Source organism: Conchiformibius kuhniae DSM 17694, from assembly GCF_000428785.1.
GTDB lineage: Bacteria > Pseudomonadota > Gammaproteobacteria > Burkholderiales > Neisseriaceae > Conchiformibius > Conchiformibius kuhniae.
The window spans coordinates 20,687-43,969 of sequence record NZ_KE386799.1; the positions used below are offsets into that span (position 1 = coordinate 20,687).

The 23,283-nt window shown below is 54.8% G+C and carries 24 protein-coding genes; 9 read left to right on the forward strand and 15 right to left on the reverse strand.

From position 1 onward, the window contains the following. The first annotated feature begins 147 nt into the window (after nt 1–147). Nucleotides 148–1,026 (forward strand): viperin family antiviral radical SAM protein, encoded by an 879-nt coding sequence (locus G392_RS13400; protein ID WP_084165985.1) that lies wholly within the window; start codon nt 148–150, stop codon nt 1,024–1,026. Between the two features lie 40 nt (nt 1,027–1,066). Here the strand turns inward: G392_RS13400 and G392_RS0110440 are convergent, their stop codons facing one another. From G392_RS0110440 to G392_RS0110450, 3 genes are read right to left on the reverse strand one after another with little or no spacing between them, the layout of a single operon-like run. Then, complete coding sequence (locus tag G392_RS0110440) at nt 1,067–1,759, reverse strand: LrgB family protein (RefSeq protein ID WP_027010162.1); 693 nt, start codon at nt 1,757–1,759, stop codon at nt 1,067–1,069. Between the two features lies 1 nt (nt 1,760). Further along, nucleotides 1,761–2,102, reverse strand: coding sequence for a CidA/LrgA family protein (locus tag G392_RS0110445; protein ID WP_027010163.1), 342 nt, complete (start codon nt 2,100–2,102; stop codon nt 1,761–1,763). Nucleotides 2,103–2,124: 22 nt separating this feature from the next. Then, a complete protein-coding gene (locus G392_RS0110450; RefSeq protein ID WP_034335205.1) occupies nt 2,125–3,258 on the reverse strand; it encodes an aminotransferase class V-fold PLP-dependent enzyme in 1,134 nt (377 codons plus the stop codon). Nucleotides 3,259–3,462: 204 nt separating this feature from the next. Here G392_RS0110450 and G392_RS14320 point away from each other — a divergent pair, with 204 nt between their 5' ends. The 6 genes from G392_RS14320 (at nt 3,463) to G392_RS0110480 (ending at nt 8,021) form a co-directional block, all read left to right on the forward strand. Beyond that, nucleotides 3,463–4,485 carry an energy transducer TonB gene (locus tag G392_RS14320; RefSeq protein WP_051255697.1) on the forward strand — a complete coding sequence of 341 codons (1,023 nt, stop codon included), beginning with the start codon at nt 3,463–3,465 and terminating at the stop codon, nt 4,483–4,485. Nucleotides 4,486–4,530: 45 nt separating this feature from the next. Continuing rightward, nucleotides 4,531–5,223, forward strand: coding sequence for a MotA/TolQ/ExbB proton channel family protein (locus G392_RS12835; protein WP_051255698.1), 693 nt, complete (start codon nt 4,531–4,533; stop codon nt 5,221–5,223). Nucleotides 5,224–5,232: 9 nt separating this feature from the next. Next, entirely contained in the window at nt 5,233–5,676 is a 444-nt protein-coding gene (locus G392_RS0110465) for an ExbD/TolR family protein (RefSeq protein WP_027010165.1), read from the forward strand. A 213-nt stretch (nt 5,677–5,889) separates the two neighbouring features. Further along, the gene (gene prfB, locus G392_RS0110470; protein WP_027010166.1) at nt 5,890–6,993 is read left to right on the forward strand and encodes a peptide chain release factor 2; all 1,104 of its coding nucleotides are present in this window, start codon (nt 5,890–5,892) and stop codon (nt 6,991–6,993) included. Between the two features lie 25 nt (nt 6,994–7,018). Next, nucleotides 7,019–7,360 (forward strand): hypothetical protein, encoded by a 342-nt coding sequence (locus G392_RS0110475; protein ID WP_027010167.1) that lies wholly within the window; start codon nt 7,019–7,021, stop codon nt 7,358–7,360. 13 nt (nt 7,361–7,373) lie between these two features. Continuing rightward, a complete protein-coding gene (locus G392_RS0110480) occupies nt 7,374–8,021 on the forward strand; it encodes a DedA family protein (RefSeq protein WP_027010168.1) in 648 nt (215 codons plus the stop codon). Between the two features lie 142 nt (nt 8,022–8,163). Here G392_RS0110480 and G392_RS0110485 read toward each other — a convergent pair whose 3' ends face one another. Together G392_RS0110485 and fba are read right to left on the reverse strand one after the other, a co-directional pair. Further along, nucleotides 8,164–8,601, reverse strand: coding sequence for a bleomycin resistance protein (locus G392_RS0110485; RefSeq protein ID WP_051255699.1), 438 nt, complete (start codon nt 8,599–8,601; stop codon nt 8,164–8,166). Between the two features lie 5 nt (nt 8,602–8,606). Beyond that, nucleotides 8,607–9,674 carry a class II fructose-bisphosphate aldolase gene (fba, locus tag G392_RS0110490; protein ID WP_027010170.1) on the reverse strand — a complete coding sequence of 356 codons (1,068 nt, stop codon included), beginning with the start codon at nt 9,672–9,674 and terminating at the stop codon, nt 8,607–8,609. Nucleotides 9,675–9,864: 190 nt separating this feature from the next. Here fba and G392_RS0110495 point away from each other — a divergent pair, with 190 nt between their 5' ends. Continuing rightward, nucleotides 9,865–10,170 carry a hypothetical protein gene (locus tag G392_RS0110495; protein WP_156900917.1) on the forward strand — a complete coding sequence of 102 codons (306 nt, stop codon included), beginning with the start codon at nt 9,865–9,867 and terminating at the stop codon, nt 10,168–10,170. A 15-nt stretch (nt 10,171–10,185) separates the two neighbouring features. Here the strand turns inward: G392_RS0110495 and G392_RS0110500 are convergent, their stop codons facing one another. The 7 genes from G392_RS0110500 to pnp form a co-directional block, all read right to left on the reverse strand. After that, nucleotides 10,186–11,355: a benzoate/H(+) symporter BenE family transporter gene (locus G392_RS0110500; RefSeq protein WP_027010172.1), complete on the reverse strand. Its 1,170-nt coding sequence runs from the start codon at nt 11,353–11,355 to the stop codon at nt 10,186–10,188. Beyond that, the gene (locus tag G392_RS12840; protein WP_051255700.1) at nt 11,352–11,900 is read right to left on the reverse strand and encodes a hypothetical protein; all 549 of its coding nucleotides are present in this window, start codon (nt 11,898–11,900) and stop codon (nt 11,352–11,354) included. The genes G392_RS0110500 and G392_RS12840 overlap by 4 nt, the downstream gene beginning before the upstream one ends. A gap of 182 nt (nt 11,901–12,082) precedes the next feature. Further along, on the reverse strand, nt 12,083–12,826 hold the full coding sequence (gene fabG, locus G392_RS0110515; RefSeq protein ID WP_027010173.1) for a 3-oxoacyl-ACP reductase FabG: 744 nt from the start codon (nt 12,824–12,826) through the stop codon (nt 12,083–12,085). Between the two features lie 213 nt (nt 12,827–13,039). Further along, a complete protein-coding gene (fabD, locus tag G392_RS0110520) occupies nt 13,040–13,972 on the reverse strand; it encodes an ACP S-malonyltransferase (protein WP_027010174.1) in 933 nt (310 codons plus the stop codon). Nucleotides 13,973–14,013: 41 nt separating this feature from the next. Next, the gene (locus tag G392_RS13815; protein WP_156900918.1) at nt 14,014–14,319 is read right to left on the reverse strand and encodes a hypothetical protein; all 306 of its coding nucleotides are present in this window, start codon (nt 14,317–14,319) and stop codon (nt 14,014–14,016) included. 3 nt (nt 14,320–14,322) lie between these two features. Then, on the reverse strand, nt 14,323–14,613 hold the full coding sequence (locus tag G392_RS0110530; protein WP_156900919.1) for a hypothetical protein: 291 nt from the start codon (nt 14,611–14,613) through the stop codon (nt 14,323–14,325). 125 nt (nt 14,614–14,738) lie between these two features. Continuing rightward, nucleotides 14,739–16,850: a polyribonucleotide nucleotidyltransferase gene (gene pnp, locus G392_RS0110535; RefSeq protein ID WP_027010176.1), complete on the reverse strand. Its 2,112-nt coding sequence runs from the start codon at nt 16,848–16,850 to the stop codon at nt 14,739–14,741. Between the two features lie 236 nt (nt 16,851–17,086). Between pnp and G392_RS0110540 the strand changes: the two genes are divergently transcribed. Continuing rightward, complete coding sequence (locus tag G392_RS0110540) at nt 17,087–18,427, forward strand: GTPase/DUF3482 domain-containing protein (protein WP_034335208.1); 1,341 nt, start codon at nt 17,087–17,089, stop codon at nt 18,425–18,427. 330 nt (nt 18,428–18,757) lie between these two features. Here the strand turns inward: G392_RS0110540 and G392_RS0110545 are convergent, their stop codons facing one another. The 3 genes from G392_RS0110545 to G392_RS0110555 form a co-directional block, all read right to left on the reverse strand. Then, nucleotides 18,758–20,185: a DUF2130 domain-containing protein gene (locus tag G392_RS0110545; RefSeq protein WP_027010178.1), complete on the reverse strand. Its 1,428-nt coding sequence runs from the start codon at nt 20,183–20,185 to the stop codon at nt 18,758–18,760. 19 nt (nt 20,186–20,204) lie between these two features. Further along, on the reverse strand, nt 20,205–21,725 hold the full coding sequence (locus tag G392_RS13820; RefSeq protein WP_156900920.1) for a tetratricopeptide repeat protein: 1,521 nt from the start codon (nt 21,723–21,725) through the stop codon (nt 20,205–20,207). A 74-nt stretch (nt 21,726–21,799) separates the two neighbouring features. Further along, complete coding sequence (locus G392_RS0110555) at nt 21,800–23,251, reverse strand: Ppx/GppA phosphatase family protein (RefSeq protein ID WP_027010179.1); 1,452 nt, start codon at nt 23,249–23,251, stop codon at nt 21,800–21,802. Between the last annotated feature and the right edge of the window lie 32 nt (nt 23,252–23,283).

Here is a 23,283-nt window from a genome sequence, read left to right on the forward strand (position 1 = left end):
TTCTTAAAGCATAAATGGTTATCAGCTTGTAAAGTGAAGTAGGAACAAGATGGAATATCCTAATGCAGATATCGTATGTCTGGCAAGTATAGATTGGGTTGTCGTATAAACCCAAATTATAAAAAGATTTTAAATAAGGAATTGACAATGGATGAACTGGTGGTTAATTGGCATATTACAGAAGCATGTAATTATAATTGCCGTTACTGTTTTGCAAAATGGGAGGGTAATGAACGCGAATTAATTCACAACCCTTTGAATATTGGGATTCTTATAAGAGAGATTCCAAAATTATTGGAAATATTGAATGAGAATTTCGGAACTTGTTTTAAATATATACGTTTAAATTTGGTGGGTGGTGAACCCTTGTTATATCCCGAAGCCATAAGGGAAATTATTCATTGTGCACGTCAAAGCGGTTTATTATTGTCGTTAATTACAAATGGTAGTTTACTAAATCAAGACTGGGTCAATATCATATCAGAGTCATTTGTGCAAATAGGATTTAGTGTAGATTCTATCCATGAACAAACCAATGTGGCAATTGGTCGTGGTTCAAATCGGGAGGTATTTAAAGCAAGTATGATTCTTCAATATATTAATGCAATTCGTACTTATGCGCCGAATATTGGTATAAAAATTAATACAGTGGTTAATGAATATAATTTTCAAGAGGATATGAATGATTTTATTCACAAGGCAAATCCACAAAAATGGAAGATTTTTAAGATGTTGCCCATCATAACAAATAATTTAAGTGTAAGTAATCAACAGTTTGAAACTTTTTTACTCAATCACCAAGCGTTTAGGTCAATTATTAGTTCGGAAAATAATGACGAAATGACACAATCATATCTTATGATTGACCCTGAAGGACGTTTCTTTCAAAATCATCATCATGGGGTAAAGGTGTATCAATATAGTCATCCTATTCACAAAGTGGGGATACAAAATGCTTTTAATGAAATAACTTTTCATGTAGATAAATTTCATCACCGCTATATCCCTTTGAATCCTATGCGATAGAAATCGTAAAGAATGGTGTGAAAATGACGGCATGTTCGTTTCAAATCCCCATCAAAGGCAACAACACGGGAACCAGCATCGCCGTCAAAACGCCGTTAAAAATCAAACCCAAGCTGGCATAGGCGGCGAATTTTTTGCTTTTTTCCAGCGAAGCGGCAATCCCCATCGCGTGCGATGCCGAGCCCATAGACATGCCTTGCGACATCGGTTTGCGCACGGTACTCATCGTCATCATGCGGTAGCCGACCATCTGCCCGACCATGCCCGCCGCAATGACGGTGGCGGCGGTAATCGCGGGAATGCCGCCGATGGATTTGGTAATCTCAATCGCAATCGGGTTGGTAACGGATTTCGCCGCCAAACTCAACACCACTTCGCGTTCCGCGCCCATCAGTTTGGCAATCCACACGGCAGTTACGATGCCGGTGATGCTGCCCGCGCCCTGCGACAATACAATCGGCAGCCATTGTTTGCGGATTTTTTCCCAGTTCAGATAAAGCGGTACCGCCAAGCCGACTACGGCAGGTTTTAACCAAAAATCAATCAGCTCCGCCGTTTCGTGGTAAACGGGATAATCAATGCCGCAGGCTTTTAAGTAGCTGATGACGGCAATGGTGCTGACCACAACGGGATTAAACAGCACGCTGCCCGTGCGCACGCGCAGCAGGTTTGCCGCCCAATACACGGTAATCGTGAGCCACAGCAAAACAACGGGGTGTTTGAGCATGTCCATATCAACGTTTCCGCAACCATTCGTGGGTTTTGCCGGTAACGAACATCACGGCAAAGGTGCTGATGAGCGTGGCAACGGCGATGGACAACAAATCTTTCGCCACCAAGTCCAGATAACTCATTACCGCCACGCACGGCGGCACGAGAAACAGGGCAAGATTCGCCATCAGCACGTCCACAAGCTGCATCAGCCACGCCGCTTTCACCCAGCCCGCCTGCAATGCGCCAAACAGGAAAAACATGCCGATGATGCTGCCCGGAAATTTCAATCCGCTAAAGTAAACAATCGCTTCGCCAATTGCCAAAAAGCCGAATACGATGCTTAATGCGCGAATGGTGTGCATGCTGGCTCCTCAATTTAATCGGTTACAGTTGGGTAAGGGCGGCGGCGAAGCGGTTGTATGCAGCGTCCACGTCGTGCAGTTTGTCCAAGCCGAACAAGCCGATGCGGAAGGTTTGGAAATTTGCGTTTTCGCCGCATTGCAGGGGAACGCCCGCCGCAATTTGCACGCCGTGCGCGGCAAAGGCACTGCCGTTGTGCAGGTCGGCGCGTCCGCCCGTGTAGGCAACGACCACGCCCGGTGCTTCAAAGCCCGCCGCCGCCACGCTGTCGAAGCCGTGTTGCGCCAACAGGGCGCGGACGCGCGCGCCCAATTCGGCTTGGCGGGCTTTCAGGGTGTCGAAGCCGGTGTGTGCGGCTTCTTCCAGTGCCAAATGCAAACGGTAGAGTGCATCGGTGGGCGGGGTGGCGTGGTAGGCGTGTGCGCCGTTTTCAAACGCCGCCATAATCGCCAGCCATTTTTTCAAATCGAGGGCGAAGCTGTCGGAATCGGTGTGTTGAACGCGTTGGTATGCCGTTTCGTTGAGCAGAACCAAGCCGCAGCAGGGCGGGGCGCTCAAGCCTTTTTGCGGGGCGGAGAGCAAAATGTCGATGCCCGAACCGCGCATATCGAGCCACATGCAGCCGGAAGCGATGGCATCGATGACCAGCAGTGCGCCGACTGCGTGGGCAGCGTCTGCCAAACGGCGGATGTAGTCGTCGGGGAGCATCATGCCCGATGCGGTTTCCACATGCGGGGCAAACACGAGCGCGGGGCGGAAGTCGGCGATTTGGGCGCAAACTTCGTCAATCGGGGCGGGGGCGAACGGGGCGTTTGCACCGTTGTGAACGGGGCGGGCGGCACACACGCGGGTTTCGGCGGCGAGCTTGCCCTGTTCCAGAATCTGCGTCCAACGGAAGCTGAACAAGCCGTTGCGGACAATCAGGCATTTTTGTCCGCGTGCCAACTGGCGGGCAACGGCTTCCATGCCCGAAGTGCCGCTGCCCGGCACGGCGGCGCAGTAGTCGGCGCGGTAGAGCGATTTGAGCGCGGACGAAACGGCGGCGAGCGCGTGGCGGAATTTGTGCGACATGTGGTTGAGGGCGCGGTCGGTGTACACCACCGAATATTCCAGCAAACCGTCCGCATCGACTTCGGGGCGGGGCAGAATCAGGGTCATGATTTTTCTCCTTGAACAAGTGTGCCGTGCGGCGAACTATAGCAGCGTGCGCGCCGTTTGAAAAGAATTGTAAACGCACAAGGCATTTTTCGCGCCGGTTTGCCCGATGAATTTTCAAAAATTTAAACAGTTTAACCGGAAACGGCATATTCGGGGGGAAAGATAAAGTTTGCAAATAGTAATGGTTTGCATTATATTGTCCGCATGAGACACGAACGCCCCATCAAAATCGGCATTGTTTTGACGGTGGGCGCACTGCATGCGGGCTTGCTCGCGCTGATGTGGTCGCCCGCGCCGCCGAAAAAGCCGGTTGAAGCCGAACAACTGACCTTTGTGGATTTGGACGCGGCGCCGGGCTTTGCCGACGGCGCGGACGGCGCACCTGCCGCCGCCGATGCCGCCCCGCCCCCCGCCGCGCCGCCGCCTCCGCCCAAACCCAAACCGCCCGAGCGCAAACCCGACCCCCCGAAAAAGCCCGAACCCAAGCCCAAACCTGTCGAACAGCCGAAAATCAAAGCGGTTGAAAAAGCACAGGCGAAAGCCGATTTGCGCCAGCCCGACACCGAACCCCCGAAAAAGCCCGAACGCAAACCCGACCCGCCCAAACCCAAACCGAGCGAGCCGGAGAAAAAAGCCCCCGAAACCAAGCCCGAGCCGAAAAAAGCCGAGCCGGAGCAAAAGCCTGAAGCCAAAGCCGCAGACGACAAGCCCGCAGGGCTCAAAGCCCCGCCGCGCCGCAGCGATGATGTGGGCGAAGGCAAAGCCGGTTCGCAAGGCAAAAGCGGCAAAGAAGCCGGTGCCGGACGCAGCAGCGCGGGCGGACAAGGGCGCACGGACGGCGGCGGCGGCAGCGACCCCAACAGCAAAGCCCCCGGCAACGGTGCGGGCAAGCGCGGCGGCGACCCCGAAAAACCCGCAGGCAACCCCAACAATACCGGCAGCAAGCCCTCCGGCGGCACGGTAAACGGCGGCTACACCCGCCCGCCCAAGCTCAACTACCCCGCCCAAGCCGAAGCAGAAGGCATCGAAGGCTCGGTGAAAGTCAAATTTGTAGTGGAAGCAAGCGGCAAAGTCAGCGATGTGGACGTCATCGGCGGCAGCACCCGCGACCCCAGCTTGGTGCGCGAATGCAAACGCGCCGTCAAAAGCGGCGGCTACCGCCCCAACAGCGAAGGCGGCGCACCGCAGCGCACCGTGTTCAACACCACCTGCAACTTCACCCTGTGATGCCGTTGGGTTTTTTAGATTTTTGTTTTTATAAAAGGAATTGTGATGAATTTAGGTTTGATGTTCAAAAGCGGCGACCCCGTTTTAATCGGCGTATCGGTGCTGCTGGTGCTGATGAGCACCGCCACATGGGTTTTGATTGCATGGCGTTTCGTCAAAATGCACCATGCCCGCAAAAGCAGCCGCGTGGCTTATGAAGCCGTGCGCCGCGCCGAATCGCTCGATTTGGCGGAAAGCTATGCCAAACAATACGACTCGCCCATCAGCGAACTGGTGGTCGATGCCGTTGCCGCCAACCGCCGCTATGCCGAAAGCCAGCAAACCATGCTTTCCGCCAGCCTGCCGAAAAACCAATTTTTGGAACGCGAAATCAGCCACAGCCTGAGCAAAATCCTCAACCGCTATGACGGCGGTTTGAGCGTGTTGGCATCGGTGGGCGCAACCGCCCCGTTTATCGGGCTGCTCGGCACCGTGTGGGGCATCTACCACGCCCTGATTAACATCACCGCAAGCGGACAAATGAGCATTGCCGCCGTAGCAGGGCCCATCGGCGAAGCGTTGGTGGCAACGGCATTCGGCTTGTTTGTGGCGATTCCCGCCGTGTTGGGTTACAACTACTTCACCCGTGCCAACAAAACCTTCTCGCGCTACATGCACGGCTTTGCCCACGACATGCACCTGTACCTGCTCAACGACAAAAGTCAGGCACAGCAGCAAAACAGCAAAAACAAAAAATAAGGAGGCGATATGGCGTTTTCGACAAACGGCGGCGATGAAGACACCCCGATGGCAGACATCAACGTAACCCCCTTGGTGGACGTGATGCTGGTGTTGCTGATTGTGTTTATGATTACCATGCCCGTGCTGACGCATTCCATTCCTTTGGAACTGCCCGTTACTTCGCAGAAAAAAGACGAACCGCCCAAGCAGGACGTCAAACCCCTGACCATCGCCATCGACAAAGACGGCGCCTACCGCGTGGGCGCGGAATCGCAAGATGCGGTGGACTTGGACACGGTCAAGCGCAGCCTGATGGAAGTGGCGAAAGACAAACCCGATACCATTGTCGCCATTTCCGCCGACAAAGAAGTGCCTTACGATTTTGTCGCGCAGGTGCTGGATGCGGCACGGGACGCAAAGCTGGCGAAAATCGGCTTCGTTACCAAAGTGGAGCAGCAAGCGGGCGAGTAAAGCGCGTTTGCCCCACCGACAACCCGCCCTGTGGCGGGTTTTTTGCGGTGTTCAGGCTGCCTGAAATCCGCTACAATCCTGTTCTTTGTTTCAACACACAGGGTTGCACATAAAGCTCAATGCCATGTGTCGTCCTGATTCGGGACAGGGTTACGTCCTGCCCGAATAAAAGCTGATTTTACCGCAAAAGGAATTTTGATGAACACGGCAATTATGGAAACCGAAATCGTCAATCAATTACACAACACCTTGAACGATTTGGCACAACGCAATCAAGAAATTCGCAACTATCTGGATTATCAGGGCAAAAAAGAGCGTTTGGAAGAAGTGGTCGGGCTTTCCGAAGACCCCGAACTCTGGAACGACCCCAAACGCGCCCAAGAAATCGGCAAAGAACGCAAAATGCTCGAAGGCGTGGTGCTGACGCTGGACGCGATTGAAAACGGCATCGCCGACAACCGCGAACTGATTGAAATGGTGGTGGAAGAAAACGATGCCGAAGGCTTCGCCGCGATTCAGGCAGATGTGGCGGATTTGGAAGCGAAAATGGCGGATTTGGAATTCAAACGCATGTTCAACCAGCCTGCGGACGGCAACAACTGCTTTATCGACATCACCGCCGGCGCGGGCGGCACGGAAGCGGAAGACTGGGCGGGCATGCTGTTGCGCATGTATTCGCGTTATGCCGATGCCAAAGGCTTCAAAGTAGAAATTTTGGAAGAAGACGAAGGCGAAATCGCCGGCATCAACCGCGCCACCGTCAAACTGGAAGGCGAATACGCCTACGGGCTGCTGCGTACCGAAACCGGCATTCACCGTTTGGTGCGCCATTCGCCCTTTGATTCCAATAACAAACGCCACACTTCGTTTGCCTCGGTGTTCGTCTATCCCGAAGTGGACGACAGCTTTGAAATCACCATCAACCCCGCCGATTTGCGTACCGACACCTACCGCGCATCGGGTGCGGGCGGACAGCACATCAACAAAACCGATTCCGCCGTGCGCATCACCCACGAGCCAACCGGCATCGTGGTGCAATGCCAAAACAGCCGTTCCCAACACGAAAACCGCGCCGCCGCCATGGACATGCTCAAATCCAAGCTGTTTGAATTGGAAATGCGCAAGCGCAACGAAGAAAAACAGGCTTTGGAAGACGGCAAGTCCGATGTGGGCTGGGGACACCAAATCCGTTCCTATGTCTTGGATTCTTCACGGATTAAAGACCTGCGTACCGGCTACGAAGTAGGCAACACCAAAGCCGTGTTGGACGGCGATTTAGACGGCTTTATTGAAGCCAGCTTGAAGCAGGGCGTTTGATTTTCAGGCTGCCTGAAAGAAAACCATGTTTGAATGGATTGTTTTGCCGCTTGTAATGTTCGGCGTGGGGTGGGCGATGCTGTATTGGCTCAACTCGCGCCAATGGCTGCTGGCGTTGTTGTTGCTGCCTTTGGCGGTGGCGGGTGTGGCGGTGATGCAGACCGGCGAAGTAGGCATGGGATTGGCGGCTTATTTTTTAAGCGTTTGCGCCATCGGTTTTCCCTATGCTGCATTGGCACACAGCTTTTTCGGCTTGGGCGACTTACTGCTTCGGCAGGAACATTTTGACTATCTGGATATTTTTGAACACGACATCGCCGATTTATGGCGCGACCCGCAGCCGATGATGCGGCGCAAAACCCAATAAAATAAGGAACAACATGATAGCCGAACTGATGGATTTTATCCTGCACATCGACAAACACTTGGCGGCACTGTCGGCACAATACGGCGTGTGGCTGTATGTGATTTTGTTTGTCATTGTGTTTTGCGAAACGGGGCTGGTGGTTACGCCGTTTCTGCCCGGTGATTCGCTGCTGTTTGCGGCGGGCGCGGTGGCGGCGGCATCGGGCGGCGCCTTAAACGTCCACATCATCGTGGCGGTGCTGCTGGTGGCGGCGATTGTCGGCGATGCGGTGAATTTCGCCATCGGCAAATATTTCGGCGAAAAACTGTTTGCCAAGCCCGATTCCAAAATCTTCAAACGCGAATATTTGCACAAAACCCATGCCTTTTACGAAAAATACGGCGGCAAAACCATTATTTTGGCGCGGTTTGTGCCGATTGTGCGTACGTTTGCGCCGTTTGTGGCGGGCATGGGCAAGATGGATTACGCGCAATTTATCCGCTACAACATCATCGGCGCGTTGGCGTGGGTGCTGGGTTTGACCTATATCGGCTACGGCTTCGGCAACCTGCCGTTTGTTAAGGACAATTTCGGCAAAGTGGTGTTGGGGATTATTGTGGTGTCGGTGCTGCCGATGGCGTATGAAATCGTTAAGAATTATTGGGCGAAACGCAAACCGTAGGGCGTGTCATCAATTAACCGAAAAAATGCTGCACCGTCATTCCCGCGCCGGCGGAAATCCAAAACAAATTTCAAAAGATGATGCGTGATGCGCCGCCAACAAAAAAACACCGCCCGATGGCGGTGTTTTGATTTTGCCGTTTTCAGGCGGGGCGGATGCCGAGCCTTTGCGAAAAGCGCAGCAGGTAGCCGTCCGGGTCTTGTGCCACAAATTGTTTGACGCCGGTTTGGTTGTTGCCGGTGGCATGCCATTTTTCTTCCATCGGCAAAAACAGGGCAGGGTGCGCGGCAAAACGGGCATACAGCGTGTCGATGTCGCGCACGCTGATTTGCAAACTGATGCCGCGCCCGAAAGGATAATCCGGCTTGCCCGCCGCAACATCGGGCGCAACGCCCGCCTGCTCCAGCATCAGTTCGGCACTGTCGCGCTGAAGATAGGCAAAATGCCCGTCCGCACGTTGGTAGAGAATGTGAAAACCGCACAGGCAGCAGTAAAAATCCAAGCTGGCGGACAATTCGCACACCAATAATTCGGGAACGAGTGCGGGCGCGGACGGGGTGGGCAGGCTGTCGATTTGCATGGCGTTTAGCGGACGATTTGTTGCGCCAACTCGCCCGCAGCGTATTTCGCCGCCATTTTGTCCAGCGACACGGGCTTGATTTTGCCCGCCATGCCCTCGCAGCCGAATGCGCGGTAACGGTCAAGACAGATTTGCTTCATGGCTTTCACGCTTTCGCCCAAGTATTTGCGCGGGTCAAACTCGGCGGGGTGCTGCGCCATATAGCGGCGTATGGCGCCTGTTGAAGCGAGGCGCAAATCGGTGTCGATATTGACTTTGCGCACGCCGTGTTTGATGCCCTCGATGATTTCTTCTACGGGAACGCCGTAGGTTTCGCCGATGTTGCCGCCGAATTCGTTGATGATTTCCAACCATTCCTGCGGCACGGAGCTGGAGCCGTGCATCACGATATGCGTGTTCGGCAGGGCGGTGTGGATTTCCTTGATGCGGTCAATCCGCAAAACGTCGCCGGTGGGCTTGCGGCTGAATTTGTATGCGCCGTGGCTGGTGCCGATGGCAATCGCCAGCGCGTCCACGCCGGTATCCTGCACGAAGCGCACTGCGTCTTCCACGCTGGTAAGCATTTGGTCGTGGCTGAGTTTGCCGACCGCGCCGATGCCGTCTTCCTCGCCCGCTTCGCCGGTTTCCAGATTGCCCAACACGCCGATTTCGCCTTCCACCGACACGCCGCAGGCATGGGAAAAGGCAACGGTGCGGCGGGTAACGTCCACATTATATTCGTAATCGGCGGGGGTTTTGCCGTCTTCCATCAGCGAGCCGTCCATCATCACCGAGCTGAAGCCGAGCTGAATGGCGCGTTGGCATACATCGGGGGAAGTGCCGTGGTCTTGGTGCATCACCACAGGAATGTGCGGAAATTCTTCCACCGCCGCCAAAATCAGGTGGCGCAGGAAAGGTGCGCCCGCGTATTTGCGCGCGCCTGCCGATGCCTGCACAATCACGGGCGAATCGACTTCGTTGGCGGCTTCCATAATGGCGCGCATTTGTTCCAGATTATTGACGTTGAACGCGGGCAGGCCGTAGCCGTGTTCGGCGGCGTGGTCAAGCAGTTGGCGCATGGATACGAGTGCCATGATTTTGCTCCTTGTAATATTTTGTAGCGTGAAACGGGCGCATTATAGCAGGGATTGGACGGGGATTGGGGACGGGCTTGGGCAGTCTGCACGGCGCATCGGCAAGGCATTTTGTCTGTTGGGTAAATCTTGCCAAGACAATGTGAACATGGTAGGGTAAAACGGTGTGATGCGATGCACGGAGTGTGTGATGAGAACGGATTGGGACGATGATGTTGATACGATGACCACGGCGGAAATCTGGCAGGAGCGTTGGCGGGCGTATAAAAAGCCGATTATGATTTGGTTGGCGGTGCTGCTGGTGGCGTTTCTGTTCGGACCGGAATGGGATTGCACGGGCGTAGGGGGGCGGGCGTGTTCCACGTCTGAAGACATGACGGCAATGGAAAAGTTTATTTTTACAAGCACTATGTTTTATGCGGTATTCATCTTTCCTGCTTGGGTGAGCCTGATTTCTTTGGGGCGCAAATATGCGGAAGACGGGCATTTGGATTAAAACACGTCCTTATCTTCACGCTTTGGCGCGGGCGGTGCTGCGGTTCAAATAATACACCGCCAAGCCCAACAACAAACCCCAAAACGCGCTGCTGATGCCGAGCAAATTCATGCCCGATGCGCTCGCCAGCAGCGTCATCAGCGAAGCCTCGCGGGTGGCTTCGTCCTGCCACGCGGCGGACAGGTTGTTTTGCAAAGTGGCAAACACCGCAATCCCCGCCAACGCCGCCAACAATTCCGGCGGCAGCGCGGCAAACAGCGACACCACCATGCCCCCCGCCGCTCCCAGCAGCAAATACAGCCCGCCGAGCAACACATTCGCCAAATAACGCCGTTGCGGGTCTTTGTCCACATCGCCGCCCATGCAGATGGCGGAACTAATCGCCGCCAAGTTCACCATAAACGCGCCGAACGGCGCAAACAACACCGTTGCCGCCGCCGAATGCGTCATCAAAGGTTTGGCGGGCGTGGCGTAGCCGTAGGCGCGGAGAATCGCCATGCCCGGAACGTTTTGCGTGGCGAGCGATGCGATAAAAAGCGGAATGCCCACGCCGATGATTTTGTCCCATTCAAATTGCGGCGACACCCATTCCAATACGGGCGGCGCGGCGCGGATTTGGCTGATGTCCGCCAGTCCGCCGAGCAGGGCGTAGCCGCAGCCTGCCGCCAACATCAGCAAAATGCCGTAACGCGGAAAACGGATTTTCCCCAACAGATACACCGCCAACATCAAGCCCACCAGCACGGTTTGCGTTTGCATGGACACAAACACGCGGCTGCCGAAGTTAATCAAAATCCCCGCCAACATCGCTGCCGCCAGCGTGGGCGGAATGTGGCGCACCAAACGGTCAAACAGCCCCGCCGCCGACACCGCCCACATCAACGCCCCCGCAAACACAAACGCCCCCACCGCCTGCGCCAGCGACACGCCTTCCAAGCCCACCATCATCGCCGCACCGGGTGTGCACCACGCCATCATTACGGGCGCTTTGTGGCGCACGCTCAAATACAGTGTCTGCACCCCGCACACCAAACCGATAACGGTAAACCACGAAGCGATTTGCGTTTGCGTGGCGCCGAATGTTTGCGCTGCCTGAAAAATAATCACCGCGCTGCTGCCGTAAGACACCAACAAAGCCGCTACGGCGGCGGCGAAATGCGAAGCGGTAAACGGAAAGGACTTCATCGGGTGCGTGCGCCGGCGGCGGGGGTGATGAAATCGGTGTGGCGCGGCAGCAAACGCACATCGGCGGGATTGTCGCGGAACGCGGCGATGATGCGGCGGACGTGTGCGTCGTCGCGGGTGTGGCGGAACACGAAAAAATCGGCAATGATGTCTGCCTGCTGCTCCATATTGAATTGGTTCAGCGCATCGCACTGCCCGAGCCAATCGCGGTAACGGTAGCAGGAATGGTTGCGGTAGCCGCCCTTGCACGCCAAAATACTGCCGTCCAGCCACAACTTCAGCCCCAGCGCGTGTTGCCAAACGTGCGCCATCTCGTGAATAAACAAATGTCGCGCACCGATGTCGGCGGCGGCGAAATCATCGCGGTAAATCGGCGGCGGAAAGTGCATCGTGCCGAACGGACTCATGGCGATGCGTTCGTGCTGCAACAGGGGAATCAAACGCCCGCGATGCACGCGCACACGGGCGTAATCCATGCTGTTGCCGAACACATGGCGTGCCAACTGCGTTTCGGCGGGGGTGAGGCTGCGGAAAGAAGCAAACATGGCGGGGGCGGAAAAAAGGCGGAAGCGGGAGATTGTAGCAGAAGCGGGGCGCGATTCAATCGGTGGGGCGTGTCATCAATGAACCGGAAAAACACAGCGCCGTCATGCCCGCCCGCACGGGAATGACGGCGTTTTTTTATATTGTGCTGATTTTGCTATGAAAGTTTAAATGATGATGCGCTTTAGGGCATCAGCATGCCGCCGTTGACGTGCAGGGTTTGCCCCGTGATGTAACGCGCTTGGTCGGAAGCGAGAAAACACACGGCATCGGCGATGTCCTGCGCTTCGCCGAAGTGTCCCAGCGCGGTTTGCGCTTCAAACATTTTGCGGGTTTCTTCGGGCAGCACGCGGGTCATGTCGGTGTCGATAAAGCCGGGCGCCACGCAGTTTACGGTGATGCCGCGACTGCCCGCTTCCCGCGCCAGCGATTTGGAAAAGCCCGCCAACGCCGCTTTTGCCGCCGCGTAGTTGCATTGCCCCGCGTTGCCCATCGTGCCGACCACGGAAGTGATGGTGATAATCCGTCCCGCACGTTGTTTCATCATGCCGCGCAATACGGCTTTGGCGGCGCGGAATACGGATTTCAGGTTCACGTCCATGACCGCGTCCCAGTCTTCTTCTTTCATCCGCATCAGCAGGTTGTCGCGGGTGATACCCGCGTTGTTTACCAAAATGTCGATTTTGCTGTATTGTTTTTCCACTTCGGCAATCAGGTTTTCTACGGATTGCGCTTCGCCGATGTCCAGCACGCGCCCCGTGCCTTGGTGTGCTGCCAAACGCTCGCTGATGGCGGCTGCGCCGTTTGCGGTGGTGGCAGTGCCGATAACGGTTGCGCCCGCTTGTGCCAGCGTGTCGGCAACGGCGGCACCGATGCCGCGTGATGCGCCGGTTACCAGCGCGATTTTTCCGTTTAAATGGTGGGTCATGGGGTATCCTTTCGGGGTTGGGGTGTGTCGTTAATTGACCGAGAAAACACAGTGCCGTCATTCCCGTGCAGACGGGAATCTAAAGCAAATTGAAACAAACTTTGATAAAACATCGTTTTCCAAAACATCGTGCAGTGGATTCCCGCATTCGCGGGAATGACGATATTTTTTATTGCACTGATTTTCAGTAGAAAATTTAATTGATGACGCGCCCTATTGGGGGTGGGCGGCGGCGAAAGCGTCTACGCTTTCCTGCGAAGTCAGCGCGGTGCAAGCGGCGGTTTTGTCAATGCGTTTTGCCAAACCTGCCAAGACTTTGCCCGGTCCGCATTCGGCGGATTCGGCGATGCCTTCGCGCACCAGCAGGGCAACGGTTTCCGTCCAGCGCACGGGGGAGTAGAGTTGGCGCACGAGCGTGTCTTTGACGGCGGCGGGGTCGGCGTGGGCGGCAACGTCGGCATTGTGCAAGACGCGGATTTCAGGCTGCCTGAAATGGATACCGTTTAAATAATCGGCAAGTTCGGCGGCGGCGGGGCGCATCAGGCGGCAATGCGATGGCACGGACACGGGCAGAGGCAGGGCGCGTTTCGCACCGGCGGCTTTGGCGGCATCGGCGGCGCGGGCAACGGCGGCGGCATCGCCCGCAATCACGACTTGTCCGGGCGAATTGAAATTGACCGCTTCCGCCACGCCGCCCTGTTCGGCATCGGCGCAGATTTGGCGCACGGCGTCATCGTCCAAACCCAAAATCGCCGCCATTGCGCCCTCGCCGGCGGGGACGGCGTTTTGCATCAGTTCGGCGCGTTTGCGAACCAAGCGCACGGCATCGGCAAAGTCCAACACGCCCGCCGCCACCAATGCGCTGTATTCGCCCAAGCTGTGTCCCGCCACGCTGTGCGGTTTCGCGCCGCCCGCCGCCAGATAAGCGCGGTAGGTCGCCACGCCCGCCGCCAGCATCAAAGGCTGCGTGTTCACCGTTTGCGCGATAAGCTCGGCATCGCTGCCGTTCATCATCGCCCACAAATCTTCGCCGAGCGCGGCGGCGGCTTCGTCAAAGGTGGTTTTGACCACGGCGTTGCCGTCAAAACCGTTCATCATGTTCAGGCTTTGCGAGCCTTGTCCGGGAAAAAAGAATGCAAAAGACATGGCAATCCTTTGAAAATAAAACGTTTAGGGTGTGCTGATGTTTAAATTTTTAATAAAATCAACTTGTTATCGGAAATGCGATCATTCCCGTGAATGCGCGAATCCACTGCCCGCCCCGGCGCATCAGCAATAGAGCAAAAACACGTATTATACACCGCCGTGCCACCAATTGACCGAAAAACCTTTGCACCGTCATGCCCGCGCAGACGGGAATTCATTGTCCGATGAGCTGCAAGCAAGATTGTATCAAGGTTTGTTTGAACTTGTTTTGGATTTTCGCGTGCGCGGGCATGACGGCGTATTTTTATATTTAATTGATTTAATTTTGAAAATTTAAATAATGGCACGCCCTAATCCGCCAACAAACGCTGAAACCAACGGTTCAGCAACAAAGCCACCGCACACAAATGCGGAAAATATGTCCAATAGCCGACCACCTTATCGTGCATCAGCACATAAGGCACAAAATCAAACACATATTGCAGCATATCCCGATTACCGCAAGCGTGGGGCATACACTGCTGCCCGTGCCATTGCAGCATCGCCACCGGCACCGTCAGCAAAACCAAAGCAAACAACACGACATAAATCTGCACCAAATACAGCACATAGCGGTACAGGGCTTTTTTAAAAATATTCACGACGCGCTTTCCTGCAAAACGGGTTTCAAGCATGCCCATTTTAACACGAAAACACATCGCCATCGCGCAAAAAGGCTTGCCCGTACGGAAGAAATGTACGGGCAAGCCCTTATTTTTACGGAACCTTATTCCGCAGCAGGTGCGGCCGGTTCAATCAAAGCCTTGATGGACAGACGCACGCGGCCGCGCTCGTCCACTTCCAAAGCCTTCACGTTCACCGTTTGCCCCACTTGCAGATAATCCGACACGTTTTTCACGCGCTCGTGGGCGATTTGGCTGATGTGCACCAAACCGTCCTTGCCGGGCATCACCGACACAATCGCGCCGACATTGTTGTCCAGCAGTTTCACCACCGTGCCTTGATACACCTTGCCCACTTCCACTTCGGCGGTGATTTGCTCGATGCGTTTTTTCGCCGCTTCGCCCGCTTCGGAAGTGGTGGCGGCGATGGTTACCGTACCGTCATCGGCGATGTTGATTTCCGTGCCGGTTTCGGCGGTGATGCCGCGAATGGTTTCGCCGCCCTTGCCGATGACTTCGCGGATTTTGTCGGGGTTGATTTTCATGGTAAACAGGCGCGGCGCGTGTTGCGACAGGGCTTGCGGGCCTGCCACCGCGTTTTGCATCTGTTTCAGAATGTGCAAACGCGCTTCCTGCGCCTGTGCCAATGCGATTTGCATGATTTCTTTGGTAATGCCTTGGATTTTAATGTCCATTTGCAGCGCGGTAACGCCTTCGGTCGTGCCCGCCACTTTGAAATCCATGTCGCCCAAGTGGTCCTCATCGCCGAGAATATCGGTCAGCACGGCGAATTTGTTGCCTTCCAAAATCAAGCCCATCGCCACGCCCGCCACATGCGCTTTGAGCGGCACGCCCGCCGACAACAGGCTCAAGCAGCCGCCGCACACGCTCGCCATGGAAGAAGAGCCGTTGGATTCGGTGATTTCCGACACCACGCGCATGGTGTAGCTGAACTCTTCGGCAGGCGGCAGCACGGCAAGCAGGGCGCGTTTTGCCAAACGGCCGTGTCCGATTTCGCGGCGTTTGGGCGGGCCCACGCGGCCGACTTCGCCGGTGGAATAGGGCGGGAAGTTGTAGTGCAGCATAAAGCGGTCGCTGTATTCGCCGCTCAAGGCATCGATGATTTGCTCGTCGCGGGACGTGCCGAGCGTGGCAACGGCAAGTGCCTGCGTTTCGCCGCGTGTGAACAGGGCGGAGCCGTGCGTGCGCGGCAACACATTGGTTTGAATGTCAATCGGGCGCACGGTGCGGGTGTCGCGGCCGTCAATGCGCGGCTTGCCTTCCAAAATCTGACCGCGCACCACATCGGCTTCCAGTTGTTTGAAAATGCCTTTGATTTCGTTGGCTTTCAGGGTGTCGGTGTCTTCGGTGATAAGCGCGGTTTCCACGGCTGACCACGCTTCGGCGATTTTCGCGCCACGCGCTTGTTTTTCGCGGATTTGGAAGGCTGCCTGAACGGTGTCGCCGGCAATTTCTTTCACTTTGGCAACGAGTTCCGCATCAGCAACGGGCGCTTGCCAATCCCAAACGGCGGGATTGACTTCGTCTGCCAATTCGTTGATGGCGTTGATGACGGTTTGCATTTGTTCATGACCGTACACCACCGCGCCGAGCATGATGTCTTCCGACAAAATATCGGCTTCGGATTCCACCATCAGCACCGCTTGCGCCGTGCCCGCCACCACCAAATCCAAGCGGGAACGGTTCAACTGGGCTTTGGTGGGATTTAATACATAAGTATCATTCACATAGCCCACCCGCGCCGCACCAATCGGGCCGGCGAACGGTACGCCGCTCAACACCAGCGCGGCAGACGCGCCCAGCATGGCGGGAATGTCGGAATCGATTTCGGGGTCAACGGACAATACGGTGGCAACGATTTGAATGTCGTGGTAAAAACCTTCGGGGAACAGGGGGCGGATGGGGCGGTCAATCAGGCGGCTGGTGAGGATTTCTTTTTCGCTTTGTTTGCCTTCGCGTTTGAAAAAGCCGCCGGGGATTTTGCCTGCGGCGTAGGTGCGCTCGAAGTAATCTACGGTGAGCGGGAAAAAGTCTTGTCCGGCTTTCACTTCTTTGTTGGCGGTAACCGCCACCAGCACCACAGTGTCGCCCATCGACACTTTGACGGCGGCGGCGGCTTGGCGGGCGATTTCGCCGGTTTCAAAGCTTACGGTGTGGTCGCCGTATTGAAAGGATTTTTTGAATTTTTGAAACATATCGTTTTCCTGAATCAATTGTTTGTCTTGCCTGAAACACTAACGGCGCACACTGTTGCCAATGGGCGCGGTTAGGGTTTCAGGCGCATGTTGCGTTGCTGCGTGAAGCGGCGGGCGGATTGTAACACGTCTGCGCGGGTTTGGCGGTGTGATTTTGCGCCTGTCTCGGGCAAAGGTATAATGTTTGTCTTGCCCGCAGACGGGCGGCACACATCAAATTTTATAGGAAGCCCCTTATGTCCGAAGCCCTTGCCCTTGCGGTGGTCGGCCACACCAACACCGGCAAAACCTCGCTGATGCGCACATTGCTGCGCGATGCCGCGTTTGGCGAAGTACGCAACGCCGCCGCCACCACCCGCCACGTTGAAGAAGCTGTGATTGCCGATGGCGGCACGCCCTTGGTGCGCCTGTACGACACGCCGGGGCTGGAAGACGCGGGCGGGATTTTGGACTGGCTGGAAAGCGAAACCTCCGCGCATCGGGACGGCATCGAACGCTTGCGGATTTTCCTGCAAAGCCCTGCCGCGCAAAACGAATTTTCCCAAGAAGCCAAAGTGTTGCGCCAGCTTCTGCACAGCGACGTCGCCCTGTATGTGGTGGACGCGCGCGAACCCGTGTTGCCCAAATACAAAGACGAACTGACGGTATTGTCGTGGTGCGCCAAGCCGGTGATGCCCGTGTTCAACTTCACGCAGGGGCGCGACTTGACGGCATGGCAAACCATGCTGGCGCGGCGCAACCTGCACGTTGTCAGCAGCTTCGACACTGTGGCGTTTGATTTTGAAGGGGAAATGCGCCTGTGGAACAATTTGGCAACCATGTTGCCGCAACGGGACATACCCGAACGGCTCACCGCCGCCCGCCGCCGCGAATGGGCGCAATTGGACGCACAATCGCGTTTGGACGCGGCGCATTTTCTGCTCGATGCCGCCGCCTGCGTGCGCCCGCTTGCCGATGCCGCCGCCTTGCCCGACATTCAAAACGAGCTGCACGAAGCCGTGCGCCGTTTGGAGCGCGACTTCCAACAACAAACACTCGCCCGCTACCGCTTCTACCACAGCGAAGTGGCGGCGGGCGCACATGCCCTGCAACTGCAACGCCACGACCCGTTTGACAGCAGCCAGCTCAAACACTACGGTATCCGCACCACACGCGGCGCGGCGGCGGGTGCGCTCATCGGTTTCGGCATCGACGCGCTCACACTGGGCGCATCATTGGGCGTGGGGACGGCACTGGGCGGCATCATCGGCGGCCTGTTTCCCAACTTCAACACCTTGTCGGACAAAATAAAAGGCGTGGACAACGTACGCCTTGACGCCGACAGCCTGACCGTATTGGCGGCGCGGGCATTGGATTTGCTCGCCGTCCTGCAAACACGCGGACACGCCGCCCAAGACGGCATCACCGCCCAAGCCGCCCTTGCCCCTTGGCAACCCGACAAACTGCCGCCCGAATTAAACCAAGCGCGGCAACACCCCAAATGGTCGTCCCTGAACGGCACACCGTCCGCCCAAGCCCGCCTCACCCGCAGCGAAACGGCGGAAAAACTGGCAAAACGCCTGCATCTGCCCCACTAGGACGTGTCCACTGCAAACCGGCACAATATAAAAACGCCGTCATTCCCGCGAATGCGGGAATCCACTGCCTGATGTTTGTGAAGCAAGCGTAGCTTAGGTCGAATTTCCGAAAATTTATGGATGTTGTTGGGTTTGCGCTTCGCTCCAACCCAAGCTACACCTGCTGCAAACCGGCACAATACAAAAATACCGTCATTCCCGCGAATGCGGGAATCCATTGCGCGATGTTTGGAACGCGATGTTTCATCAAGGTTTGTCGTGCTTTGATTTGGATTCCCGCCTACGCGGGAATGACGGTGCAAAGGTTTTTCGGTCAATTGATGACACGCCCTAGTCTTCAACCCCGTCCAACAAACCATTTTGTTTCAAGGCTTCAAACTGCGCTTTCATGGTCGGATTTTTCCGCACCAACTTTTTCACCGTCAAATCTTCCGCCTTATCGTTGGCAAGGCGCAAATTGTTTTCGGACGACAGCAGCGCGGCTTTGGTTTTTTCCAAGTGGCTGATGGTCTTGTCAATTTCCTCAATCGCCGTTTTGAATTTCTCGCTGGCGATGCGGTAATTGCGCCCGAACGCGCTTTTGAAGTTGTCCAAATCCCGCTCAAAATTCGTAATATCAATGTTTTGATTGCGGATTTGCTGCACTTCGCGTTTGTAGGGCAGCGCGTGCAACGCGGCATTGCGTAACAGGCTGATTATCGGAATAAAAAACTGCGGACGAATCACATACATACGCGGATAGGCATAGGAAACGTCCACAATTCCGTTATTATACAACTCGTTATCCGCTTCCAACAGCGACACCAATACGGCGTATTCGCAGCCTTTTTCGCGGCGGTCTTTGTCCAATTCCTTGAAAAAATGCTCGTTTTTCTTTTTGGTGGCGGTTTCGTCCCCCTCATTTTTCATTTCAAACATAATGGAAACGATTTCCGTGCCGTCTTCGTCCGATTCGCGGTAAATATAATCGCCCTTGCTGCCGCTTTTGGCATCGTTGTCCTTGCCGAACTGCGCCTGCGGAAAGGCGGCGGTGCGGATGCGGTTGAACTCGGTTTCGCAATGCTGCTCCAGACTTTCGCCCAGCATTTTGGTGGACTGCCGCGCTTTGAAATCCCGATAGTATTCAATCATTTCATCTTTTTGTTCCAGCGTGCGGCGGTGCTGCTCGTTCAGATGGTGTTTGTCCAGCTCGTAACGGCTCTGCTGCTCGCGCAAACGGCTTTCCAACTGCGCCCGCTCCTGCTGCGCCGTCCACACCGCTTGCGCCAATTCCTGTTGTTTTTCAGACAGCAGCAATTTTTGCTGCGCCTGCAATTCGGCGATTTGCCGTTGTTGCGCGTGCATTTGCTCCGACAAGCGCTGTTGTTCCTGCTGCCGCACCTGTTCTTTTTCCGCGTCCGCTTGGGTCAGACGGCTGTGTAATTGCAGGATTTCTTTTTCTTTCTCGTTCACCGCCTGCTGCACGGCAAACTGCTGCGCTTGGCGCAAATGCTCGGCTTGTTGGGAAAGCTGGGCGATGTGCTGCGCCGACACCGCCAATTCGCGTTCTTTCGCCGCCAGTTGCTGTTCGGCGTGGTGCTGCAAACGCTCGGCGGAAAGCTGCAAATCGCGGCGGTGTTTGTCGCGCTCTTGGGTCAGGCGTTGTTCCAGTTCGGTTTGGAATTCGTGGCTGCGTACTTGCGCGGCGATGTGGTTGTAGTCGTTTTCGTCCAGCGTGAACGGGGTGCGGCAGTGGGGGCATTCGATGCGTTGGGACATGGCGGGCTTTCAGGCAGCGTTAGGCATTACGGAAAGGATTGTGGGAAATGCACAATTTGGCTTTTTCCGGTTCTTTTTGATTGCGCTCAAATATCAATTTTTCAAAGAAATGCTGATACGGCATCGCGCCAGGCGACAAATAAATTTTACGCAAATGGGCAAGCGGCGGCTCGTCATAATTTACATACAACCAATTATTCTTAAAATCGGTTTGAATATATTCATCGCCCCAATCGGCAATATAAAAAACGCGGCACTCCTGCTCTTCCTGAAATGCGGCGTGTTTAACCAGATATTTCAATGGCAATAAAATAAAATCAATGGCTTCTGACAATTTTTCATCGTCTTTATACTCTTTTAATCCCGCTAAAATGGTTTGGATATGGTTCAATTTTTCCGCAACAATCTTTTGTTTATCTTCAATCATTTTTTGATACGCTAACCATTTGTCCGTTGCCTCTTGTCCGTATTCCCGATAAAACGTTACCTCATCGCGACAAGCCAAGCGCACATAGCCGCTTTTTTCATCAATATAAATACAACGGTATAAAGGCAGCAAGCCGATGCCTGATGGGGCGGGTTTGGCTTCGGCTGGTTTATCCGGTTTGTTCATATCGGCAGACAAAGCCATGCTTTGATGCGTATTGAGATTGATAGAAGCAAAATTCAATGGACTTTGGTTAAAAAATGCCTTATCCAACACCATGCTGCAACCTGTCGCTTCTTTGCCGCCCTCTTTTCCGTATAGGCGGAACTGGTTCAAGCTGTCGTGATTGAAAGTAAAGCAACTGATAAATACGGCATGATTGCCGTGTTCTGCAAAAGGGTTGTTTAAATAACGATGAAGAATTTTGCCTTCGGTGGGGTCATTGACGTTGGCAACGGTGTTTAAACGGAATGCCGATTCTCCCATAAGTAACGAATGCGCGGTGGAAGGACGGGTGTAATGGGAGAATTGGCGTTCGATTTCCGAGCTGTTTTGACCCACACGCAAATTTTCTAAAATATCCTGAATAATCCAAAAAATTTTTAATAAATCAGCAGTTTTTTCTGAATGGAGAACTCTCCCTATCCCTTCATAGATAAAACCGAATTCTACAGATAAATAAGCTCGCTCTATGTTGCTCCAAGCCTGACGGGCATCATCAAATTGTTCTTTCCCCATAAATAGTAAACCGAGATGAAATTGTGCATTAGTATATTGTTCAGGCTCATCTTCGCGCTTAACGTTTTCCCAAGCTTTTTGGGCTTTGTCCGCTTGATTTTGATTACCAAATAAAATCCCAAGATGGAATTGTGCCCTAGCATAATATTTAGGCGAATCTGTATATTGAATATTTTGATAGGCTTTTTGGGCTTTACTTAATTGATTGAGTTCTTCAAAACATATCCCCAAAAAGGTTTGCGCTAAAACATAAACTTCAGCATCATCTTCGCGCCGAATGCTTTGCCAAGCTTCAATCGCTTCATTGATTTTATTTTGTTCATACAATTCATAAGCTTTTTGAAAAATACTTTCTGCTTTTTGTTTTGTATCCATGTTTTTTTACCTTTCATTCATAAAATATCAACTTTACAGGCAGCCCGCACGTTTTCAAGCTGCCTGAAACCCGTTCACACCGCTTCCAACACCCATTCGCGCCCCAATTTGCGCCATTGCTCGCGTTCGGCGTGCAGCGCGGACGAGGTAAGCGGGTTGCCGTCCAGCCACGCGCCGTTCAGATGCAGCACGCATGCGCCGTTTTCGCAGTGCAGACGGGCATCGGGCGGCAGCGCATCGGGCAGACGGGCACGGCAGAACAGTACCGCCAAGCGCAATGCCAGCACCGCCCGCCACAATTTGTCGTCATTGCCGAGCAAATCCGCCATTTTTTTCAAGTCGCCGCGCTGTCCCAATGCCAGTTTTGCCAATAATTGCTGTTCGGGTCGGGAAAATCCGGGCATATCCGCCTGTTCCAAAATATAGGCGGAATGTTTGTGGTAGGCGGTGTGGGCGATGTCCAAGCCGATTTCATGCAGCATCGCCGCCCAACGCAGGTAATGGTTGGTTTCGCCGAACAAACGCGCCGCCAAATCCGCCACCCGCGCCGCCTGTTTGCTGCTGACGTGGTAACGGCTTTGGAATTGGCGCACGGTTTGTTCGCGCATGTCGGTGTCGGGTTTGCGCCCAATCAGGTCGTAAAACACGCCGTCCCGCAAGGCGGCTTCGGTAAAGCCCATTTCGGCAATGTCCAGTTCTTCAAACACCGCCGTCAATACGGCCAGCCCGCCCGCAAACACGTCCACGCGCTCGGGTTTCAAGCCGTCCAATTTGGCTTTTTTTACGCCGCCCGCCGCGATGATGCGTTCCGCCAGCACGCGCATTGCGCCCGCCGTGATGCGGTTGCCCAAGCCTTCGGCGGCAATCACGGCAGCGATGGATTTTGCCGTGCCGGAAGTGCCGAGCGTGATGTCCCAACCTTCGCGTTTGTAGAATTTGGCGATGCGTTGGATTTCGCTGCGGGCGGCGTTCACGGCTGCCTGAAAGGTTTTGCGGTTGGTTTTGTCGGCGAAAAAGCGCACGGAGTAGCTGACGCAGCCGAGCGGCAGGCTTTCGGTCAAAACGGGTTGCAGGCTGCTGCCGATGACGAATTCGGTGCTGCCGCCGCCGATGTCCACCACCAGCATTTTGCGCCCTTCGGCGGGATAGGTGTGCACCACGCCGGTGTAAATCAGCCGCGCTTCCTCGCGTCCGGCAATCACTTCAATCGGAAAACCCAAAGCGGCTTCCGCCTGCGGCAGAAAACCGGCGATGTTTTTCGCCACGCGGAAGGTGTTGGTGGCAACGGCGCGGACGCAGGCGGGGTCAAAACCGCGCAGCCGTTCGCCAAACTGTGCCAAGCATTCCAGCGCACGGGCTTGCGAGGCTTGGTCGAGGTATTTCTGTTCGTCCAAACCGGCGGCGAAACGCACCATGTTTTTAATGTTTTCAATAATCTGGATTTGTCCGTCCCGAATTTGGCAGATTTGCAGACGGAAGCTGTTGGAGCCCAAATCAACGGAGGCGAGCATGGGGGCGGTATTCATCACAATTCCTTTTCGGTTTGAACCGCGCCGTC

Coding starts and splice junctions, on each gene's coding strand:
- G392_RS13400 (WP_084165985.1), top strand. CDS start 148: ATGGATGAACTGGTGGTTAATTGGCATATTACAGAAGCATGTAATTAT.
- G392_RS0110440 (WP_027010162.1), bottom strand. CDS start 1,759: ATGGACATGCTCAAACACCCCGTTGTTTTGCTGTGGCTCACGATTACC.
- G392_RS0110445 (WP_027010163.1), bottom strand. CDS start 2,102: ATGCACACCATTCGCGCATTAAGCATCGTATTCGGCTTTTTGGCAATT.
- G392_RS0110450 (WP_034335205.1), bottom strand. CDS start 3,258: ATGACCCTGATTCTGCCCCGCCCCGAAGTCGATGCGGACGGTTTGCTG.
- G392_RS14320 (WP_051255697.1), top strand. CDS start 3,463: ATGAGACACGAACGCCCCATCAAAATCGGCATTGTTTTGACGGTGGGC.
- G392_RS12835 (WP_051255698.1), top strand. CDS start 4,531: ATGAATTTAGGTTTGATGTTCAAAAGCGGCGACCCCGTTTTAATCGGC.
- G392_RS0110465 (WP_027010165.1), top strand. CDS start 5,233: ATGGCGTTTTCGACAAACGGCGGCGATGAAGACACCCCGATGGCAGAC.
- prfB (WP_027010166.1), top strand. CDS start 5,890: ATGGAAACCGAAATCGTCAATCAATTACACAACACCTTGAACGATTTG.
- G392_RS0110475 (WP_027010167.1), top strand. CDS start 7,019: ATGTTTGAATGGATTGTTTTGCCGCTTGTAATGTTCGGCGTGGGGTGG.
- G392_RS0110480 (WP_027010168.1), top strand. CDS start 7,374: ATGATAGCCGAACTGATGGATTTTATCCTGCACATCGACAAACACTTG.
- G392_RS0110485 (WP_051255699.1), bottom strand. CDS start 8,601: ATGCAAATCGACAGCCTGCCCACCCCGTCCGCGCCCGCACTCGTTCCC.
- fba (WP_027010170.1), bottom strand. CDS start 9,674: ATGGCACTCGTATCCATGCGCCAACTGCTTGACCACGCCGCCGAACAC.
- G392_RS0110495 (WP_156900917.1), top strand. CDS start 9,865: ATGAGAACGGATTGGGACGATGATGTTGATACGATGACCACGGCGGAA.
- G392_RS0110500 (WP_027010172.1), bottom strand. CDS start 11,355: ATGAAGTCCTTTCCGTTTACCGCTTCGCATTTCGCCGCCGCCGTAGCG.
- G392_RS12840 (WP_051255700.1), bottom strand. CDS start 11,900: ATGTTTGCTTCTTTCCGCAGCCTCACCCCCGCCGAAACGCAGTTGGCA.
- fabG (WP_027010173.1), bottom strand. CDS start 12,826: ATGACCCACCATTTAAACGGAAAAATCGCGCTGGTAACCGGCGCATCA.
- fabD (WP_027010174.1), bottom strand. CDS start 13,972: ATGTCTTTTGCATTCTTTTTTCCCGGACAAGGCTCGCAAAGCCTGAAC.
- pnp (WP_027010176.1), bottom strand. CDS start 16,850: ATGTTTCAAAAATTCAAAAAATCCTTTCAATACGGCGACCACACCGTA.
- G392_RS0110540 (WP_034335208.1), top strand. CDS start 17,087: ATGTCCGAAGCCCTTGCCCTTGCGGTGGTCGGCCACACCAACACCGGC.
- G392_RS0110545 (WP_027010178.1), bottom strand. CDS start 20,185: ATGTCCCAACGCATCGAATGCCCCCACTGCCGCACCCCGTTCACGCTG.
- G392_RS13820 (WP_156900920.1), bottom strand. CDS start 21,725: ATGGATACAAAACAAAAAGCAGAAAGTATTTTTCAAAAAGCTTATGAA.
- G392_RS0110555 (WP_027010179.1), bottom strand. CDS start 23,251: ATGAATACCGCCCCCATGCTCGCCTCCGTTGATTTGGGCTCCAACAGC.